Origin of the sequence: Colwellia sp. BRX10-9 (assembly GCF_014077405.1) — a bacterium.
In the GTDB taxonomy this organism is placed as follows: domain Bacteria; phylum Pseudomonadota; class Gammaproteobacteria; order Enterobacterales; family Alteromonadaceae; genus Colwellia_A.
The window spans coordinates 17958-37970 of record NZ_JACGVV010000036.1 but is presented as its reverse complement, the minus strand read 5'-3'; the positions used below and the strand labels follow the sequence as shown (position 1 = coordinate 37970).

Sequence of the window (20013 nt, the reverse complement as noted above, 5' to 3'; positions counted from 1 at the left end):
ACTTAAAAGTAAATAATAAGCAAAAAAAAGCCCCATAGGCAGGGGCATAATATCAACTAATTAGAAAATGTAATACGAGCTATTAATCAAGAATTACGGTATCGATACCAACAGATATTTTGGTGTTAGATAATATTGCATCTATTCCTGTAGCCTGAAGTCCTGCGACTAATGTACTAAAACTGCCATTACTAATAGCAGCATCAACAATGGTTATTTTTTCTTTTTGTGTCTCTGTTGCTTTATCATCATTACAAGCTTGTAGAAAAAACATATTTATAATGGCTACTGTTAATACTTTAAAATATTTCACTTGGCTTCCATTATAAGCTTATTGAGTTAATTTCATTTCAAATCACGCATAAAAAAGACAAAGTTCACAATATTTTGATAAAATATTAAAACAATTTTGAATGATCTTATAAGATTAATACTTCGTATTAATTTAGTTATTCTAATCATTGGATGTACCTATGAATTATCTTATTACCGGTGGAACTGGCCTCATTGGCCAAGCATTGATTAAATCTATAAATACGGACAAAAACACGATTACGGTGTTAACTCGAAATATTAAATCTGCGAGTTCAGTCATAAACAAAAAAGTCCGGTTTATTGATAAACTCTTACTTACCAACATAGAAAGCACTGATATTGTTATTAATTTAGCCGGCGAGCCTATTGCTGATAAGCGTTGGTCACAAGAGCAAAAAAATAGAATTTGTCAAAGCAGATGGGATATTACTGAAGAAATAGCACAGTTAATTTCTATCGCAGAAAAACCACCAAGTTTGCTTATTTCTGGCAGTGCAATTGGGATATATGGTCGACAAAACAGTCAAGCCATTGATGAAACCTTTAGATATTTTCATCAAGAATTTACTCATGAAGTCTGTGCAAAGTGGGAAGAAAAAGCGTTACTTGCTTGTTCAGCAAATACTAGGGTTGCTCTATTACGTACCGGGATAGTATTAGATAAGAGTTCTGGTGCCCTAGCTAAAATGTTATTACCGTTCAAATTAGGTGTTGGCGGGAAGATAAGTAAGGGCGATCAAATTATGTCTTGGGTACACATTGACGATATGGTCTCTGCAATATTACATATAATTGATAATGACAACTTGTCAGGACCAGTAAACATGACATCTCCTAATGCGGTAACCAATGAAGTATTTTCAAAAGCTTTATCAAAATCACTTCATCGTCCTAGCCTTTTTACTACGCCAGCCCCACTACTTAAACTTATCTTTGGTGAAATGGCAGAGTTGTTGCTGTATGGACAAAATGTGGTACCACAAAAACTATTAAATAGCGGTTTCGTTTTTAAACATAATAAAATTGAAGCCGCTTTAACTGACCTACTACAATAACTTAATTAGACTGACAGCTTTGGTTTGTTGTTTCCTTATCAAAAAACAATGTTATTTCAGCAACCTGAACACCAAATTTAGACATAGCAGTTTTGTTAAAGACCTTATTTTCATCTAACTGATACATCCAATCATCCATAGCAACTTCCATTATGTCACCATCAAGGTTTAACGATAATGTATATTGAAACTGAAAAGCAAAACCTTGATGCTTGCCAATAGCCTCACCGACAACATCTTCTGCACCGCCGACATAACTTCCATCAGATAGTTTAGTCAATTGCCAATTACGGTAGCTTATTTCACCGTCATCAAAGTAAAATTTTTCTGCAAGTACACCCTGATCTTCTTGCCAACTTCCTTCAATTTCGACACAAAAACGTCTTTTAACTTCATTGGTATAATCTTGAACTATTCCCCAAGCAATAACCTTACCATCAAAGTAAGATTTTATATCAAATGGCTTAGCTACTGGTTTGTATTCCTCTAACTCTACCGAACAGCTAGAAATAAATAAGCTTGTGGTAATAAAAGCTAGAGTTCTTATATATTTATTCATCTTTGTTAATTCCTAATAATTCAAGCCTAAGCTTAGGTTCACTGGTATTTTTTGATAACCATATATCGAGAAAAAGTTGACTAAATTCTTGCTGTTCAATTTCACCAATAAGATCGTTATTAAAATAAAAAGTACTCTTATTATTACTGACATATAAAGACAAGCTATCGCCCTCTTTAATATCAGGCCATATTTTTTCAAGCATAGGTACATAGCTTTCAAAGTTTTCTCTTGGTACACCTAAATGCTGCCATTGCTCGACTGTACGTTCAATTAAGTCTTTACTTGAAATGTCAGTCAAATAGTTAATCTGGTATAACAATTTTTCATCCGTTAACTCAATAGGATATTTTCCAGAAGTTGTCAGCAATTTACTTTTGTACAGGTCCCAAAAAAGCACAGAAAAAGTTGTTTGACCAACAGGTATATAAACCTGCTCTGTAAGAATATTATTTAATGTGTCTGGCTTGATATCATCAGTTGCTAACACTTGAACGGTAATAAATTGTTGTAACATGGTGATAACGATCAATCGAGCATAAAATTTAAGCATGATTTACCTCTTGGGTAATAATTTTTGATTTCAAATAAAAAAACAAAATAAACAATGTCCCCCATACCAACGCTAAAAGGGTATAAGTTGTAAGCATAGAATAACCAAAATCAACCGCTGATAATTTATAACCAGCAATATAGCTTAATGGTGATATTAATCCTCCTATCACTAATTGAAGGACCTTAGAAGAAGCTAAAAATTGTAAGCTATGACAAATGGTGGCGGCAAAACTAGCCCACAACATCATCAGCCAAAAAGGAATATGAGCTTTTTCAATAAAAATGAAAATATTGAGCTGCTGTAATAATGAGTCCACACCAATACCAATGACGCTGACCAACAAGATTAACAACAATTCTTTATAATTCTTAGATTGAAAAAACAAGTGGGCAAGTAGAAGCATAAAGGCGAATGGAATAAAATTATTACCCCAATAAACCAAGCCAAACCATGAAACATTAAAACCAATTAAATTAATCAACATATATTTATCAAATCAACCTTTTTTTCTATATACGTATCAATAAGAGAATAAGATCTATCCACCTAGGTTTAGCACAACTTATATGGAATATTTGTTCTTGTATAAGCTAGCGGCACCAACATTGCTAAAATTAAACGGAAATACATTTTTGCTTTGATAGTATAAGTTTTATATCGCATAAGTAACATTGTGAAACCTATGATGATTACACTAGAGGTTATTAGCGTTGCAATGTTCTGTGCTAACAGTTTAGAGAGCGGCACCTACAAAAGCCAATAGGGTAAAAATGCCCGTTAGCAAAGTAAAAGTATCGCTATATACTTTATACCCAAAGATCATTCTGAGCGGTAAGCTCTCCTGGTGAATCTCCGGTATTAACGACACCACAAGGTTCTATAAGCATTATTTTACATTCATCTTTTGCATGAGGTTTATGTTCAACGCCTTTTGGCACAACATACATTTCACCCGCAAGAAGGTCCACTTTGCCATCCCTAAACTCAATACTCATAGCACCTTCTATAACAAGAAAAACTTCGTCGGTGTCTGGATGCGAGTGCCAAGTAAATTCATTTTGAATTTTAGCCAATTTAAATTGATAGTCATTCATTTGGGCAACCACTCTTGGTGACCATTGATCAGAAAAATGAGTGAACTTATTCAATAAATTTATCGGTGTTTTTAACATGAGATTCCTTAAAGGGAGAGTTATTTTTAATGTCCACTGAGCGATAGCGTAAAGCGCCCTTAATTGTCTAAAACGCTACACTGTAACTGTACCCGTTAAGTATTGCACCGCTTTACCTGAGATATAAACTTTATCTCCTTCTATGCGACACATCAGTTTTCCTCCTCGCTTAGAGGCTTGGTAAGCGATAAGGTCGGTTTTGTTTAACTTTTTAGACCCTGATATGGGAGTGTTAGTCTAAGTTGAGGTTTTCAACTTAACAATAACGCTACACTGTAATTGTACCCGTTAAGTACTGCACCGCTTTACCTGAGATATAAACTTTATCTCCTTCTATGCGGCACATCAGTTTTCCTCCTCGCTTAGAGGCTTGGTAAGCGATAAGGTCGGTTTTGTTTAACTTTTTAGACCAATAAGGCATTAATCCAGTATGAATAGAGCCCGTTACTGGGTCTTCATCACCACCATTTGCAGGCCAAAAGTAACGAGAGACAAAATCAAACTCTGTTGATGTCGATGTCACCACTACATCATAAGGAGCAAGCTGCTTTAATTCGTCACTATTGGCTATAACAGCGAGCACATCACTTTCATTTTTGTAAATAACAAAATACGCTTGGTCATTTAATAAAACGTCGATGGGATTAATCGACAAACCATTTAATAGCGCCTCAGGAATATCATTTACGACAGCGGGCTCTTTATTAGGAAAACACATCTGTATAAGGCCATCGGGGGTTTTTGTAACTGACAGATCGCCCACGGCCTTTGCGAAAAAGTTAATTTCTTTAATTGTGTTATCTTTAGCAAAAATAACGAATGAAGCAGCTAGCGTGGCATGCCCACAGAAATCAATTTCGGTTATCGGTGAAAACCACCGTATTTCATACGCTTGATTATTAATTTGTTTAACAAAGGCAGTTTCTGAAAGGTTATTTTCGATAGCAATAGACTGCATAAGCTCTGTAGTCAGCCAGTCTGAGGTTATAATGACAGCCGCGGGGTTGCCTTTAAACGTCTCATCAGTGAATGCATCTATAACATTTATCTGTAGTTCCATTAAAAATAATACTCCAGTGTGATCAATTTATCAGTGTTTTTTTATCAATAATTGAGGCTTATTGAATAAAGCGATGGTTGCTGTTCTCGTTGGGTTCTCTCTGTTTACAACGTGCGCAGTATAGTACTGCGCACTTAATTTTATATGCTAAAAATTTTAGCGTTATGCGTTTTAATTACACATCTAAAAACTAACCGTATTGATATCAACTTCTTTTACCTTACCGTATTTTTTTGCTTTTTCACCAATGATGTCAGCCTTACCTATAATGACTAGCTGTAATTTTTCTCTTGGAAAAACAGTTTTAACAATCTCATTTGCTTTGATGACATTTAACGCATCAACATTTTTTTGAAAATCGTTAATAAAAGTATTATCAAGCTGTTGAACCCACATAGTAGCCAGTAAACCAGCCAGTTGGCGGCTTGTTTCATATTTTGGAGGGAATTGCCCTTTAACATAAGCTTTAGCAGATTCTAAGGTCTCTTTATCAATACCCTGCTCCCATAACCTGTCATAGGTTTTTAGCGCTAAATCGATGGCTTCAAAGGTTGTTTCATTTTTAGTGAAAGTAGATATAACAAACGTACCCGCGGTTGAGTAGCTATTGAATTGACTTCTCGCACCATATGTTAAACCCGAATTAACACGTAATGCGTCATTTAACCACGAGGTAAATCTACCACCCAATATAGTATTGATCACTTTTATGGCAACCATATCAGGATGATTAGACGCTATCCCTTTACCACCTATGATAAAAGTACTTTCGTTAGCATCACTTTTATTAACAACCAATACGTTTGATTCTTCAGGAGCTTTAAAGCTCTTTAAATTAGGGGCACTTATATTTTTAGTTTGCCAGTCTGAAAATAAATCATTAATCTTTTTTTCCATACTTTTGCTATTAAAGTCGCCAACAACTATAAGTGCACTATTATTTGCTGAGTAGAACGCCTGGTAAAAAGTTTTTATTTGTTTAAGAGAAAGCTTTTCGATAGTTGAAATATTGCCATCAACAGGGTTTCCTAATAAATGTTGTTGAAAATATAGGTGGTTAAATGCACCGCCGATAATTCGCCCGGGTTGCTCCCTACTTTGTTTTAGGTTTTCAAGGTAACGTTTTTTCTCTTTAATAAATTCTTCATTTTCAAAGCTTGGCGCTAATAAAATATCTCTAAATACTGGCAACAATCCATCAATATCTTTACTGGCAATAGATAAGCTTAACGTAGATGACTCCATACCAACGTTGTTGCTAAAGTTAGCCCCATGAAAATCAAATAAATCTTCAATTTCTTTTTTTGATAATTTATTACTGCCAAAACCAAGCGCAGTACCCGTAAAGTTCGCTAAGCCATAATTGTCACCGTCATTAACTGCGCCAGCTTTAGTCACCACTCTAATATCAACTAAAGGGACTTCATGTTGTTCCATCAAATAAACGGTTAAGCCATTTTTCAATGTCAGCTTTTGATAATCGGGTAAAGTAAATTCAGCGAATACTGGATGACTTAATGTCAGGATAAAGCTGCAAATAAATAAAAGGGAATGTTTCATCTATAAATCTCCTTCGCTGCTGTCTTCTTCAGCAGCTAAAATGCCAACCGTGCGGTTCGACTTTATTAAATAGGTACTCGCGACACGCTTAATGTCTTCGACTGACACTTTGTTCATGTCTGAAATTGCCGTAAACATTTTCGAATAATCATCGAAAAATAACGCATATGTCCCTAACGTATTTGCTTTGCCATTGATTGTGGAAAGCGTGCGATAAAAATCTACCTGAGCAATATTTTTGGTTTTGGTGAGCTCATGCTCAGTAACGCTATTAACAATAATATTATTAATTTCTGCCACCATCGCTTGCTCAAGCACACTCGCTTTTACCGTACTGGTAGCGGTAGCGAAAACATAGAATAGATTGGGATCAAATGAATCCGGCATATAAGTAAAAACGCTTGTTGCTATTTGTTTATCATCAACCAGACTTCTAGACAAACGAGAACTTTGGCCATCACCCAAAATAGAGGCAAGCATTTTCAATGGATAATAATCTGCATGGCGAGTTTCTGGTACGTGAAAAGCAAATAATACATTGGCAGAGGTTGAAGATTCCTTTTGCACGTATGTTCGACGCTCACCGAGTTGCTTAGGCTCAACGGTATGTACTTTTCTTGGGCTTGATTGTGCGCTGATCGGTGCAAAATGTTTATTTGCGAGTTTTTTTACTTGCGCTAAGGTGACATCACCACTAATAACCACAACAGCATTGTTCGGTGCATAATACGTTTTATGGTAGGCCTTGAGATCTTCAATCGACCAATTATCTATGTCTGACTGATGACCGATAACCCCCCAACTGTATGGATGTGCTCGAAAAGCGACGCCTTTTACTTCTTCATGCAGTTTACTGAAATTTGAATTTTCTAACCGAGTTGACCGTTCAGAGGTCACTACGCCACGTTCACTTTCTACCATAGCTTCATCAATAGCGAGGTTTTCAATACGATCGGCTTCTAAACTGAAAATTGTTTCTATTGCACTAACCGGGAACCAATTAGTATAAGCGGTAATGTTTTCGGAAGTGTAAGCGTTATTAGCTCCGCCGGCAGCTTCCATTACACGGTCAAACTGTTTAGGGCCGTATTTTTTTGCACCATTAAACATCATGTGTTCAAAAAAATGTGAAAGCCCCGTTATGCCAGGATATTCATTTCTAGAGCCTACTTTCCAGAATAAATACATGTTGGCATTAGGGATAGAATGGTCTTCTAATACGATGATGGTCATACCGTTGTCTAAGGTAAAAGACTTAACATCTTCAAGCGTAGTTAAGGCACTTGCAGACAAGCTTACCAAAGCACAACAAAGTGCTAGGATTAATTTTTTCATGTTATTTTCACTATAAACTTTAATTGTTATTGATTGTATTGAGAAAAAATAAATGTGCAAGCAACAAAGACGCGTCAAACGAAATTTGTTAATAAAATGTTGATTTTTACATTGATGATGACAGATTGATGTCATTTACTGATAAAATTAAGCATCAAAAAGATAACTGATATAGCGATTAATTTTAATGAAAATTCCCTTAAGAAAGTAAAAAACCGCTAATCTTTCAATGAGCGGTTTTTCTAGTTTGACGAGTTAATGTAGGTACGGATTTAATTGCGCTGTATTTTACTGTAAGCAACACTTTTTATATTTTTTGCCACTACCACAAGGACATGGATCGTTGCGTCCAGCCATAGCTAATGAACTCACCGGTACGCTGTTCTCTAAAATTGTTTTTTCGTCATAAAGGATATTAGCTAATAAACCACCTTCAGCCATTAACGACTCAAATATATCATGGTCTTCACTTGGAAGTGTGTCGATTAGCTCATCTTCAGAGTCATCATCAATCCATGCCTTTAACGTATCAACGACACTAAACTCTGCCTGAATAATACCAGACTCTATCAGCTTAGGTGCATCTCCCCTGTGCCAGGCCTTTACCTCAGATTTTTTAAAGCGGTCTTCGTCAAATAAGTCTTTATCACATAATTCTACAAACTGATGTTTGAAATTATCAAGTTGATATTCAATACAAGAATCGGCTAATGCACTCATTAAAAAACTACTGATTGGATTAGGTAAAGCCAAAAAGGCTGCTAGCCAGCGAGTTACATGTTCACTTAATTCCGACTTATCAATGACACCCACTTCGTATTGAGCAAACACCGCTTCAATAGCAGAAGCTTTGCAGTACATCGCTTGATGACCATCAACAATGTAATCAGACAATACTTGTGTATTACCATCTGCCACATTATAAAATAAGGTTGGCGTTAATTCAGTAAGAGCATCTCCAAACACCCCTTCAAGTGGAGTTAAAAAGGAATCACTGCGCGAGAATAACTGCAGACATTTTGACAACGCGGGAACATATTTTAATTCTGCTAGTAATAAGGTGCCGAAAAATAAAATCGCCTGTTGCTCATCGGTAAGCGAAGTATCATCGGTAATAAATTGATCGATGAGTCGCTCTAAATCAGGATAAAACACTGACCAATTCATTTTAACTGCTTCTAGCGCTTCAACAGGTAGTTCGTTGCCATGTGCAGTAGCGATTACCAATAAAGCTTGTTCTAAATTCATGTAAGTTCCGCGTTAAATAATCAATAATGGGTGGCAAATGCCAAATGTTACATAATAAACACTTCCTATTGCCGTTACCAATGAAAGCACTAGATCTAATCAAATTTTCATTTAATATTTCAAATAGATCTAGTTTTGTTGCAACGAGCGATTATTTTTCGTCTAGTTGCTTACTGAGTTCACTTCGCCAATAGCCCTGTTGACCAAGCGCTTTCCAAGCCCATTTTATCCAACTTAAAAAAGCAAAACTCAGCCAAATAACCCAAACCAACATAATACCTTTATAAAAAATGGTTGAGATACTCACCACAGATACTTGGGGTAACAAACCACTCGATTTATCTGAAAACCATTGCAGGTGGTTACCGTATGAATAATTACCTTCAATACCCATACTAGGCGAACTCAACAGGCTGGCCGGAACCACAAGTAAAAGCGACACGATGGCGACAATTGATAACAAATATAATAAAACCTGCGATGCATTATATGAAAGTCGATTAATATTTTTTGGTCGATAAGTACTAGCAGTGATAGCAGCAAACCACAGCGCCATTAGCATTAACACTCCCCAATTACTTAAACTTAAGCCAAAGCCTAAGATTATCCAGCTCACGGTATTTAAGGGTGAAAAATTCACTCTTGAGACGAGTAAAGCTAATAAAATAAAAGCTAACAACTCACCCCAATAAAGTACCGCTGGCCCCAGTAGAGGACCTTTAGCAGAAAGTATCCAGCGCTGATTACTCAAATTAATAATACTGGTAATATTACTTATTGGCGCATTTAAGTTTATTTTTGGCGCAGAGAACAACAATTCTTCTTCAACACTGGCACGCATCAGTATCTGGACATTATGTTTACCAGGCAGTACTGGAATTGCCAGTTTATCGTCTTCTAATTGAAGGTTAATCAATTTGTTATCCGTTCTAATTTCTTTTAACTGATAACTTAGCGGCAATTCAATAATATGCTCGCCACCACGTGTACTTCGATAATCAAAAGATAAACTTAACGTTGAAGTACGGGTGCCTTGCTCAATGGTGTAATTTACTGAATCTATGGCTAACACGTGACCTTTTACTGGAACAGGTCGAGTAATGGTGAGATCTAGGCTTTCTCCGGGATATGGATAGAAAGAGTAACGATAATAATCATTATTGTCTTGGTCTTCTAGAATTATTGGTAATCCAGAAAGATTTGCATGCCACGCAGGACTAACAATCACTCGCCATAGCTCAATTAACGGCTGTTCAGGCTTAGCGTGCAAACGAAAGTCTTGCTGTTGAGCAACGATAGAAGTCCAGGTAAAAAAGTTAACTCCAGCGGGTAAAGTAACTGCCACTTGATTATCTTCAACAATAACCTCTGCGCTGGTAATATTTTCACCTGCTATTAAAGGAACCTTAATATTTATTGAACCGGTATTCGGCGCTATACGTTCAACCTTAGTGCGTATCGTCCATAATTGGTCAACAGTCAGTTCTCTAGTCACTTTAACAAAGGGCTGTGTACTATAACGAGTTGAAATTTGCTGATTTTCATTTTCCTTTTTATCGGTATTGGTTGCTAAAAAGGCCAAGGTATTGCCAGTTAACCGGTCAGCTTGACGACCAACAATTTGCCAAGCAGCTGAAGAGGATGCATTAACATGCTTAGGCTTATCTTTAAATTCAAGTTGGAATTCATCAACGGGAGCCACCTGCCCCCGCAAGGTGATGGTAGATAATCCTTGGGCAATAGGAATATATATCCAACCTTTATAGTTAACTAAGCTTTCAATTTTATTTTCAACTGAAGTCTCACCTAGTAATAATTTTTCTGGTCGCCAAAATTCAGACTTGGGTAAAGCTAACGCAGTAGCAGTATTAGCATGAACAGATAACACCAAGGTTAATTCTTTCTCATCAATGCTAACGTGTAATCTATTGATAGCAACACAATCAGGCACGCACGATGGCGCTTCTGTCAGCCTCACCTTGAGTTCATCTAAGAGTTTTTGACTGGGGAAGTCGGCGGCTTCAACATTAGGTATATAACTCGGCATTAAGAACAATAATACCAACACACTCGCGACTGCCTGAGGTTTAATTTTAGTGTATGCCTCGCTAATGACTTCTTTTAATATTAAAAACAGCCAAATCAAAGTCAACAATATACCCAGTATCTTAATCAACCTATAGATGGTTTTTGATAAAACAATCACCTCGAACGTTTGATCTTTAGCAACAGGACTATTCCAATTAATTTGATAGCTATTCCACTGCCAACTTGGAATACCAGAGCCAGCTTGCATTAACGCATCAGATTGATAACGCTCCATCATTAATTCAGCCATTTTCACTTGACTACCTGACACTATGATTCTTTCAACAGGTGCACTCATTAGATCTGCTGAGGAGATAACATCACTGCGCTTTCTGCTCATCTGTGTTTCTTTGTTTTGTACAACTGCACGTTCTCTATAACTGTCTGCACTTGATTCGCGTGACTCCAGCTGAGGGTGTATCACGGTTCGTAATTGGGTTGCAGAAAATAATAATATCGCGCCAATAGCAACCGTTATACTGATCCCCCAATAAGCCTTAACTAGGACTTTCATGCGTTCAAAGGGTTGATGCTTTTTAATAACGATCGCTAAAAGTAAATTAAGAATGGCGATCACAGGCGCATTTATTTCTTGATATATAAAAAGCAGCATTACCGCAGTGGCAATACCTGCGGTGACATTAATCAATCGACTCGCCATTAAAGAAGATAATAAAACAATAAAACTTGCCCAAATTGACCAACTTGACCACCAACTGTTTGACACGGTATCGGCTCCAAATACGGCAAACAATTTATTGCCTGGAGGCAGATTTAGCTTCAATGATACCCGCTCAAAATCGTTGTTCCAACCGCTAACAGGTAGTTGTTTGGCTGAGTTGATAATACCTCTTGCTTCAATTTTTACCTGTGGATAACGGTTTTCGATGCCCCTTTCATTGGACTCTTTGGTGGTAATTAATACTGAGCCATCTTGATCTTCTGCAGACTCTAATAAATAAGGAGATTTCATACTTAAACGCCAATCATTGATCATTGCGCCATTAATATCATCATTAAAGGTGTAAGTTGAATGATCAAATGAAAGCCATAAGGTGCGTTTCAAGTTAAGTTGATTTTCTAAATGTAAGGGCTTTCCTCTATGTTGAATATCATAACGCAGTGAATCGTCGTTATTAACTAAATAACTCGGTAGCTCATACCAAGCATTGGGCATATTTGCTTGACTACTATCAACCATTTTTGCACCTTCAACTTTACCCAGTCGCAAGTTTTCATGCCCTTCAAAAACCCAAATTTCTTCTTTTGGCCAATGATGAGATTGTTCAGGTTTTTGCCACGTTAATAAAGTAGCGGGTGCATAAGCTAGCACCTTTATTTCCCAACTGCCGGGTTTCAATTTAGCGTGCAAGATACCGTCACCATCTAAAAATGAGGAAACAGGTGATTCAATGCCAATCAGTTCAAACCCTTTAGGCAGTACCTTGCCGAGTTTTACTTCTCTCATTTGACCTGACACATTGATACTAATGAAGGTTTCAAGCTTTATATAAGCGCCGTCTGCAATTCGTCTTGCAACCGTTATATCAAGAGAGTCTTGTTGCTCTTGGCTCGTTTCAAACTTTTGTAACCATAGCTCATTATTTTCTATTTTAGGAAAGGCGATGACTTGGTTATTAATTGTCATTTTAACGAAGGCGTATTGTTCAGGGATAGCGATACTTTGAGGTATTTTTGACCATTCAAATTGGCCTGCTATAACATAAGTGCCTTTGACTAATTCAATAGATGGCTTACCTTTATAACTAAATACAGGAAAGTCTTTGTTATTAACCTTCACACCAAGTGGCCAGTTATTATCATTTCCGGGTAAAGGGATGATACTTTTCGTTAATACCTGCCATGATTGTTTAAACGTTGCTGAACTGTCTGTTACATTTACTGCCAGCGTACTTGGCCAAGCACAAATATGATTCTGCTTGTCAGCAAAGTTAGTGTTATTGATGAAAGGACAAGATAGGTTTTCGTGCCCTTTCAATACCCAAGACACCCATGGTGTTAAAGGCTCCGGGATAGTGTCTTTGGCAAAAAGTGAGCACGACATTAATAATAGTAGTAGGCAAGAAAAAACACTGTAGGTCAATTTTGTATTTTTCACTTATATCTCCTTGTGACGTTTTTCTTTTATTTTGCCCTTAAGCTAATGAACAAAGCAACTTACTTAGCTATTTTAATTTACACTTAGCATGAGACTGATACTTACGAGCTCAGCGTAATTATTGAAGTCGATTTTTTTTGCTAAAATATTAATGGACAAAAATCTAGTGTTTATTGCCTGGCCTTACGATTTATAAGCTCAGCTACAAACTATCTATAATTTTTTGATTAGTTACTTTTTCTGCCAACAAATCATCTTCTTCGCTGATAAAACCAAAAATCTTTGTCAATCTATCACCAAGGAAAGCGTCTTCATATTTACCCAAGCAATAAGCCTTATATTTCTGACCTTTTGCAAGTGTGATATCAATATTATGAAAGTTATAAAGTCCCCTTGATTCACATCGAATAACAAATTGATACTCACCTTCTTTTAGATAAACTACTGCGGGAACTGTATCCCAAACATTAACAGAAATAACTTTGGCGCCATTGGTATCAAATGCTGAAGCAATATCAGTGACTAGTTCATAATCGCCAACCCATAACCCTACGTCATCTACAGAAACACTAGACAGGGTTTGACTAGAGATATTGTTTGGGTTGTAAGTATCTATTGTTGAAGCGCAAGCGCTTAATAATAATACCGAGAATATAATAACTAAAAATTTCATTATTAAACCTTATAAGGTGAACTGGGTTACTCGTTGTTGTTAATTTGTGAACAACCGCTGAAACCTAAGATTGTAAAGCAATTCATTTTAGCAAATCCGCGACTTTAAGGCCGACAAATGACATTGCTAAAATGTGCTATTGCTTATCTTGTTTATATTTATACATACGTTTATCGGCTAGTGATAAACATTCAGATTGATTTAGGGTTTCAAAACTCGTTGCAATACCAAAACTTAGCCCCGCATCTTTCCATCCTTTTTCTTGTAACTCTTTTGCCGTTTCTATTAGTAGATCAGACAATTTCAGCAAAAGTGGCTTAACCTGTTGTGAGCTTTTAATACTAACAACCCAAATAAACTCATCACCACCACAGCGAAAAATGCTACCCAACCCTTGAAGTTTTTTTTGCATGATATCAGCTGTTGCAATCAGCACTTTATCACCTTCGTCATGGCCGAGTTTGTCATTGATTTTTTTAAAACCATCTAGATCAATAAAAGTAATACAGTAATGCCCTTTTAAGCTGGCTAATTTTTCATTTTGAGCAAAGCGGTTACCAATTTGAGTTAATGGATCAATACGTGAAATAGCATAAGTGCGATGAAATTCTTTCTGTTGTATTTGCAACCATTCAGCTAAAGAAAGAAGAATACAAATACAATCGATGGTTAGCGCTATTTGCACAATCAGTTCAAGAGAAATATCCCAGTCAATCTTATAAAGGTGAGATAAGACATAACCCATTAACGTCAGTCCATATAAAAGATTGCCAATTAGATAATACTTAGCCCTAAAATCTTTTTGCGCGAGCATAAATATCCCAGTACCAATACAGAGTGGGATCCACAGCGTTGCGATAACATGTGACATTAAGTAGCTCTGTGCAAAAGAACTAAAAGGCATGAACAAACCTAAACTTAAGCAAACTATCGACAGTAAGTTAAATGTTTTAGCTAATTTAGGATGATTTTGTTGGCAATTAAATAATAACTTTGTGAATTGACAGGCTGAAGCAATAGCAAAAGGGAATATCCATATAGCGATGTAAACGGGGTTAAATGTTGACACCGCAAATAAATGACCAAAACTTCCTGAGGCTAAAAACCAACCTAAGCCTTGTATGCCTATATAACCAGTACAGGCCAACGTAACCAAATACTTGGTTCTGAGGTATATAAAGAAAGCGATTAAGGCTAACGTAAGCATTACTGCAAATGAAATAGAGGTGATGCTATTGACAAAAAATTGCTTGTTGTAAAATGCTGCCTTATTATAAAATTTTACTGTAACAGGTGTTGCAAACATTTTAGCTTCAATATAAATCCACAGCGTGCCCGTTTCCTGTTGATTTAATGAAAGGGAAAATGCTTGCGAGTGAGCTAATTTCGGGTTCGTACCACCAATCTGCCCAAAGTTTGCTAACGTTATAACTTCACCGCTGTCGCGCTGCCAATAAGCGGTACCTAAATCGAGATAATTAGTATGAAGCTTAACAAACCAAGTATCTTCATGCCCTTTTGTATTAATTAACTTAATCTTAGTAATATAAGCGCCGCGACCTCCTAATGTCGAAGTGACTTGTTTAGCATCTTGATATAATTGACTTAACTCCGCAAAACTAGGATTTATCCCTATCGATTGAGTTTGGTACCAGAGATTATGTTCATTTAGTTTGATTTTATTGAGATTATCTAATTTTACATAAGGTTGTGCACTTATTGAAATGGCGGTGAGTGAAAAAATTAGAAGAGCAAAACATGCGGTATATTTTGTAATAACGTATTTAAGGATGCGAATATAATTTTGATAGCGATATATAAAATTTAGAATATTCTTATAACCTGTTAAAACTCCATGCTTCATATTATGTTAAAAATATTATGGTATAACAAGAATAATTGGTTAAATAACAGCTAATATTAAATACAAAAGGTTCTATTTACACGATGAACCCAAAAAAGTTAACGTGCCTTTTGTGTACGATGACAACGCACAAGTACATGAGTCATTCTGAATTGCTCCAGCTTTTCTTTATCAATAAACAACACCACCAGATAATGTTTACTCGTTAGCGCATAAATACAAACTAAGTGCCGTTTCGAATGAACTTTGCTATTTTACAATCTTCTGGAACTCGTTCTACACGACTATCTAGATTTTCCGCCTCAGCGACAAGCTCTGAACGAAACGGAAGCTCCTTAGGCAGTTTAATGTTTTTTACAATACCTAAGTTGTGTAATATATTTAAAACCCACCATCCAAGGTCAGGTTCATCACTGTACAAACCTAGCATTGCAGACCCAGGGTAAGCATGATGATTGTTGTGCCACGCTTCGCCCATAGAAAGAAGACCTGCAATTCTAACATTGTGACCTTGAACTGCTGCGCCTTCTACTTTCCATGTGCGTTCACCTTTATTGTGAGCAAAATAACCTATTAACCAATGACCACCTACAGATATTACAATCCTTACAGATATTCCCCAAACTAACCAAGAAATACCACCAATGAGAAACAGAGGGATAGCTAAAATTAATTGTTGGAATATCCATTTTTTCTCAACAAATAGATAAAACCTATTGAGAGAAACTTCTTTTTCTATGATGAACTCAGGTGGATTATTAAGTTCAAGATCGCAATTTAATTGCCACCAACCATCTTTTAATATTTTGGAACCATGCAATAAATAATCGTGGCACTGTGGTTGTCTTTGAGCCCAATCGCGGAGGTCGTGTTGAATAATCATTCCTATAGGACCTGACATACCAACTAACACCCCTAAGTATACGAACAAATATTCCATCCATTTAGGACACTCGTAAGAACGATGGATTAATAAACGGTGCATTCCAAGTGAGTGTCCAAAACATAATGTTATTACTGTGAGTACGACGAATACTGAGAAGGCTGATATTGACAGGACAAATGGAGCAACAAAAACTGTTGCGGCAACATGAGTTAAGAACCAAATTGATTTAATTGGTTTCCACTTTACCATTCCCTTGAACGCACATGTGTCATTGTCCGATTTAACTCTATTCGTATTGAGCATGAATATCCTGAGGCAGCTAACGCCTTGTTAAGCGGCAAACAATAGTTGGCTGAATGTGTGAGGCAAGAACAACAGCCAGCTATTATTTGTTGATTTTAACGCCTTGCTAGCCGTTTTTACAGCAAACTAATTTATTAATAAAATCCTGATATACTTTTATTGCCTTATCTTTTTTCATTGTTTCTGCATGCTCTGTATCCGGAATGATCGCTAATACTTTAACCGAGCTTGGAGATATGTCATAAAGCTCTTTCGAGTTATGCACTGGCGTAGTTGAATCGTCTTCACCAATTAAGAAAAGCAATGGTTTCTCATATTCTTTAATAAAATCAACATTATTTATTTTTGTCAATTCAGGTGACAAATATATTGAATAAAATGGTTTTGACCAAGCAGGTGTTAAATTGTCGACCAACTCTGGCACTGTATTGATAGCACCATCTAGAATTAATGCGTCTATATCTTTATTATTTGCAACATAACTTGCGATTAAAGACCCCATCGATAATCCATGGATGGCTGTAGGTAAGTTAGTTGGAAATTCACCCTTAGAAAAGTCAAAGATTCTTAATGCATCTGTTCGTAAATTATTAAGAGACAATATATCTTTTTTATCACTTACTCCCATGCCTCGATAGTCAAACCAAATAACGTTCGCAGGTAACATAGAAAATTTATTCAATATTCTCGATGAAAGGCTAATTTTCATGCCATTCGCACTGAAAAAGACAATATTAACTAAAGCATCTTTGTTTATTAACTTAACGCCTCTAAGTGTAATACCATCCTCAGCGGTTAAGCTCACCGCTGAGACAACAGCCGATATATTAGATTCAGTCAGTTCAGCTTGAATTTTTGTAATGTTGAGTTGCTTTTCAGGATGCTCATCTTGGTATACAAATGATTCAGTTGTATAGTTTGCAGAACATCCAGAAAGTAATAATAAAAATAATATTGTGATTTTTTTCATATCTAGTAACACTCCTTGTTGATTTAACGACTAATAGCTTATTAAACAGGCAAAGACCTATTTTTATCAAGGCAATTATCCGTCTGTCTTTTTTTTAAAATAAAAGTTACCTTTATATTAAAATTATATCAAACATTGATTAACATTAATTAACGAACTTTTGATAAACGTGTGCTGTTATCACGCTTGCTCTGTTGAAAACATACCAAAAATTAATCACCAAACTAGATTCTGTTGCTATACCCAAATGTGCATTAGAAAGCATGGGTAAACGTTAGAGATCAATACTTACAAGTAACTCTGACTCATTTTTAAGTACATTCCTACATTTGGGAAATGAACTACATCCCCAAAACTCATTATCTACATTATTACCTTTATTGGCTTTACGTAAGACCATATCAGCACCACATTTTGAACAATACTTAATATCAGATTTCTCTTCTACAATACCTCGAACGTGCTTAATGTGTTGACGGTTTGTTTTAAAGCTACGTTCCAACCGTCCACTTTCAACCTGTTCAATAACACTAACAACTTCCTGATCATTCAAAATAAGATCAGTTTTACTTTTGATATACTCAATCCCCCCCCGTGCAAACCTTACGTTATCTGGCATTTTAGTTTTAAAGGTACTGTCACCAATGAAGATAATGACTGAGAATATATAATCATTTTTTGCGTTACTCCCTACTAAGAGAAGATCTTCTAACGTCTTTATGTGTTTATAGTTTTGATGAAGTGGGTTCTGAAATTTTGATTTGTGTTTAAAGATTTGTTGCGTCCATTGCTTTTGATTAGCACCACCAAAAATCCAACCTTTCATATTCTTAGTTTCAACCACGAATATGCCATATTTTGAAACTATGATGTGGTCAATCTGGGTAGTGCCATCCTCAGTAGGAAGTGTCACGTTTTTAATAAGGTGATAATCATTTTTGTCTAAGAAAAACTTAATGAGCAAGTTAACTTGCCACTCACCCAAGACACCTTTAAACCATGCAGACTTTATGACGATAGCAAATATGAAGATCGGTATTAGATACCAAGCGGCACTGATCATCATGTTGAGGTAAATTGTTAAATCCATTTAATACTTACTTCCATATTGGTAGCTACTAGCTAATTTTGTCCTTTATTAGCCAGTTAATTATATAATAAAAATCAGCAGTAACTATCTAAACACACTTATTATTAAATACATATTAATATCATAATCTTATAATGAATTAATGTCTGAAATCCCTAGATATACGCTAACGGACTGACCCAAGATATCTACCAACTCTTCATCCATATACTGATATTCATCAGGGATATCTAACACTTGAATATCTTTATATTTAACTAATTTGATGAACTCAGCTTTAAGTCTACTTTTATGCTTTTCTTCCATCACAAAGATAATGTCAGCCCATAGAATGTCTTTTGCATTTACCGTTTTTCTTGCGCTTGAACTAGTACCTGCTGATCTCACATTTAGTTCAGCGTGATTTTTAAATATTTGTTCTCCTGTGGGACTACGCCACTGATTTTTACTACAGATGAAGAGAATATTTTTCATTCGTTTAGTTCCTTACACGGAATATCAAAGTCCACATGGTAATGTTCATCATGTCTAACCCATGAACGTTTTTTGGAAAACTGGATATGCTTTTTAAGATAAGGGCCATAAGGTGTTTTGAAAAGCTCAGATTGTAATTTAGGATCAAATATTACTCGCCATAAATCTACACCTTGAGCTACAGCCTCTTTGTGCAAGGCAACAATATGAGCAGCCAAAGCAACATAGTCGATAGAATATTCTTCATATTGCCCTTTACTATCAAATTCAATGTCGTAGCCAAACTTGTTTAAAGGGTGAGTTGGCAGATGCACTGATTGACCCGATTCATCTAATACGGGTGTCATAAAGTCTACCGATAAACCATTACGATGAGTTTTATGGGGTTTGAACTGTCCACCTTCTTCGAATCCAGTTTCAGCATACTTAAAAACTTTGTCTGGTTGTTCTATTTCTAAAGATTTATAGCCGTTTACTATGATGCTTTCTACTTGGGAGTGGACGTAAGCTCTCCCTGCTAACCTTGCAACAATGCTGTAAGCGACAAAATTATTACCAGAGCTTGGTAGCTCTACCCCTTTTTCCAAACGTCCTTTTGAGGTTGTACCGTAGCATGTACTTTCTTCTGCTAAAACAGCGTTGGAATACAAACAAGTAATTAAGATACTAAACGTTAATATTTTCAT

General features: G+C 36.1%; 18 protein-coding genes. 1 reads left to right on the top strand and 17 read right to left on the bottom strand.

The annotated features are described in order from the left end of the window. Nucleotides 1-82: 82 nt before the first annotated feature. A complete protein-coding gene (locus H4J69_RS16815; protein WP_182231352.1) occupies nucleotides 83-313 on the bottom strand; it encodes a hypothetical protein in 231 nt (76 codons plus the stop codon). Nucleotides 314-473: 160 nt separating this feature from the next. Here H4J69_RS16815 and H4J69_RS16810 point away from each other — a divergent pair, with 160 nt between their 5' ends. Beyond that, the gene (locus H4J69_RS16810; RefSeq protein ID WP_182252000.1) at nucleotides 474-1370 is read left to right on the top strand and encodes a TIGR01777 family oxidoreductase; all 897 of its coding nucleotides are present in this window, start codon (nucleotides 474-476) and stop codon (nucleotides 1368-1370) included. 1 nt (nucleotide 1371) lies between these two features. Here the strand turns inward: H4J69_RS16810 and H4J69_RS16805 are convergent, their stop codons facing one another. The 16 genes from H4J69_RS16805 to H4J69_RS16730 form a co-directional block, all read right to left on the bottom strand. Then, nucleotides 1372-1929, bottom strand: a complete 558-nt coding sequence (locus H4J69_RS16805) for a DUF3833 domain-containing protein (protein WP_182217290.1) — start codon at nucleotides 1927-1929, stop codon at nucleotides 1372-1374. Next, a complete protein-coding gene (locus tag H4J69_RS16800) occupies nucleotides 1922-2482 on the bottom strand; it encodes a chalcone isomerase family protein (RefSeq protein ID WP_182217291.1) in 561 nt (186 codons plus the stop codon). The genes H4J69_RS16805 and H4J69_RS16800 overlap by 8 nt, the downstream gene beginning before the upstream one ends. Continuing rightward, nucleotides 2475-2969, bottom strand: a complete 495-nt coding sequence (locus H4J69_RS16795; protein ID WP_070373616.1) for a DUF2878 domain-containing protein — start codon at nucleotides 2967-2969, stop codon at nucleotides 2475-2477. Before H4J69_RS16795 ends, H4J69_RS16800 begins: the two co-directional genes overlap by 8 nt. 322 nt (nucleotides 2970-3291) lie before the next feature. Continuing rightward, the gene (locus H4J69_RS16790) at nucleotides 3292-3657 is read right to left on the bottom strand and encodes a cupin domain-containing protein (RefSeq protein WP_182217293.1); all 366 of its coding nucleotides are present in this window, start codon (nucleotides 3655-3657) and stop codon (nucleotides 3292-3294) included. A gap of 268 nt (nucleotides 3658-3925) precedes the next feature. Beyond that, on the bottom strand, nucleotides 3926-4717 hold the full coding sequence (locus H4J69_RS16785; protein WP_182251999.1) for a PhzF family phenazine biosynthesis protein: 792 nt from the start codon (nucleotides 4715-4717) through the stop codon (nucleotides 3926-3928). 183 nt (nucleotides 4718-4900) lie between these two features. Continuing rightward, complete coding sequence (locus tag H4J69_RS16780; RefSeq protein WP_182251998.1) at nucleotides 4901-6277, bottom strand: pitrilysin family protein; 1377 nt, start codon at nucleotides 6275-6277, stop codon at nucleotides 4901-4903. After that, nucleotides 6278-7612 (bottom strand): pitrilysin family protein, encoded by a 1335-nt coding sequence (locus tag H4J69_RS16775; protein WP_182251997.1) that lies wholly within the window; start codon nucleotides 7610-7612, stop codon nucleotides 6278-6280. A 288-nt stretch (nucleotides 7613-7900) separates the two neighbouring features. Next, on the bottom strand, nucleotides 7901-8860 hold the full coding sequence (locus tag H4J69_RS16770; protein WP_182242607.1) for a DUF1186 domain-containing protein: 960 nt from the start codon (nucleotides 8858-8860) through the stop codon (nucleotides 7901-7903). Nucleotides 8861-9011: 151 nt separating this feature from the next. After that, a complete protein-coding gene (locus H4J69_RS16765; protein WP_310733622.1) occupies nucleotides 9012-13067 on the bottom strand; it encodes a hypothetical protein in 4056 nt (1351 codons plus the stop codon). A 202-nt stretch (nucleotides 13068-13269) separates the two neighbouring features. Then, entirely contained in the window at nucleotides 13270-13740 is a 471-nt protein-coding gene (locus H4J69_RS16760) for a hypothetical protein (RefSeq protein ID WP_182250495.1), read from the bottom strand. Nucleotides 13741-13876: 136 nt separating this feature from the next. Continuing rightward, entirely contained in the window at nucleotides 13877-15604 is a 1728-nt protein-coding gene (locus H4J69_RS16755) for a diguanylate cyclase (RefSeq protein WP_182251996.1), read from the bottom strand. Between the two features lie 223 nt (nucleotides 15605-15827). After that, nucleotides 15828-16739 carry an acyl-CoA desaturase gene (locus H4J69_RS16750; protein WP_259367773.1) on the bottom strand — a complete coding sequence of 304 codons (912 nt, stop codon included), beginning with the start codon at nucleotides 16737-16739 and terminating at the stop codon, nucleotides 15828-15830. Nucleotides 16740-16899: 160 nt separating this feature from the next. Further along, on the bottom strand, nucleotides 16900-17763 hold the full coding sequence (locus H4J69_RS16745; protein ID WP_182242611.1) for an alpha/beta hydrolase: 864 nt from the start codon (nucleotides 17761-17763) through the stop codon (nucleotides 16900-16902). Between the two features lie 274 nt (nucleotides 17764-18037). Next, on the bottom strand, nucleotides 18038-18853 hold the full coding sequence (locus H4J69_RS16740; RefSeq protein ID WP_182242612.1) for an NERD domain-containing protein: 816 nt from the start codon (nucleotides 18851-18853) through the stop codon (nucleotides 18038-18040). Between the two features lie 129 nt (nucleotides 18854-18982). Continuing rightward, the gene (locus H4J69_RS16735) at nucleotides 18983-19327 is read right to left on the bottom strand and encodes a low molecular weight protein tyrosine phosphatase family protein (RefSeq protein WP_182242613.1); all 345 of its coding nucleotides are present in this window, start codon (nucleotides 19325-19327) and stop codon (nucleotides 18983-18985) included. Beyond that, nucleotides 19324-20013 (bottom strand): penicillin-insensitive murein endopeptidase, encoded by a 690-nt coding sequence (locus H4J69_RS16730; protein WP_182242614.1) that lies wholly within the window; start codon nucleotides 20011-20013, stop codon nucleotides 19324-19326. Before H4J69_RS16730 ends, H4J69_RS16735 begins: the two co-directional genes overlap by 4 nt.

What these genes read in the sequence shown, in the direction of transcription:
- H4J69_RS16810 (WP_182252000.1), top strand. Translation starts at nt 474, where the DNA reads ATGAATTATCTTATTACCGGTGGAACTGGCCTCATTGGCCAAGCATTG.
- H4J69_RS16805 (WP_182217290.1), bottom strand. Translation starts at nt 1,929, where the DNA reads ATGAATAAATATATAAGAACTCTAGCTTTTATTACCACAAGCTTATTT.
- H4J69_RS16800 (WP_182217291.1), bottom strand. Translation starts at nt 2,482, where the DNA reads ATGCTTAAATTTTATGCTCGATTGATCGTTATCACCATGTTACAACAA.
- H4J69_RS16795 (WP_070373616.1), bottom strand. Translation starts at nt 2,969, where the DNA reads ATGTTGATTAATTTAATTGGTTTTAATGTTTCATGGTTTGGCTTGGTT.
- H4J69_RS16790 (WP_182217293.1), bottom strand. Translation starts at nt 3,657, where the DNA reads ATGTTAAAAACACCGATAAATTTATTGAATAAGTTCACTCATTTTTCT.
- H4J69_RS16785 (WP_182251999.1), bottom strand. Translation starts at nt 4,717, where the DNA reads ATGGAACTACAGATAAATGTTATAGATGCATTCACTGATGAGACGTTT.
- H4J69_RS16780 (WP_182251998.1), bottom strand. Translation starts at nt 6,277, where the DNA reads ATGAAACATTCCCTTTTATTTATTTGCAGCTTTATCCTGACATTAAGT.
- H4J69_RS16775 (WP_182251997.1), bottom strand. Translation starts at nt 7,612, where the DNA reads ATGAAAAAATTAATCCTAGCACTTTGTTGTGCTTTGGTAAGCTTGTCT.
- H4J69_RS16770 (WP_182242607.1), bottom strand. Translation starts at nt 8,860, where the DNA reads ATGAATTTAGAACAAGCTTTATTGGTAATCGCTACTGCACATGGCAAC.
- H4J69_RS16760 (WP_182250495.1), bottom strand. Translation starts at nt 13,740, where the DNA reads ATGAAATTTTTAGTTATTATATTCTCGGTATTATTATTAAGCGCTTGC.
- H4J69_RS16755 (WP_182251996.1), bottom strand. Translation starts at nt 15,604, where the DNA reads ATGAAGCATGGAGTTTTAACAGGTTATAAGAATATTCTAAATTTTATA.
- H4J69_RS16750 (WP_259367773.1), bottom strand. Translation starts at nt 16,739, where the DNA reads ATGGTAAAGTGGAAACCAATTAAATCAATTTGGTTCTTAACTCATGTT.
- H4J69_RS16745 (WP_182242611.1), bottom strand. Translation starts at nt 17,763, where the DNA reads ATGAAAAAAATCACAATATTATTTTTATTATTACTTTCTGGATGTTCT.
- H4J69_RS16740 (WP_182242612.1), bottom strand. Translation starts at nt 18,853, where the DNA reads ATGGATTTAACAATTTACCTCAACATGATGATCAGTGCCGCTTGGTAT.
- H4J69_RS16735 (WP_182242613.1), bottom strand. Translation starts at nt 19,327, where the DNA reads ATGAAAAATATTCTCTTCATCTGTAGTAAAAATCAGTGGCGTAGTCCC.
- H4J69_RS16730 (WP_182242614.1), bottom strand. Translation starts at nt 20,013, where the DNA reads ATGAAAATATTAACGTTTAGTATCTTAATTACTTGTTTGTATTCCAAC.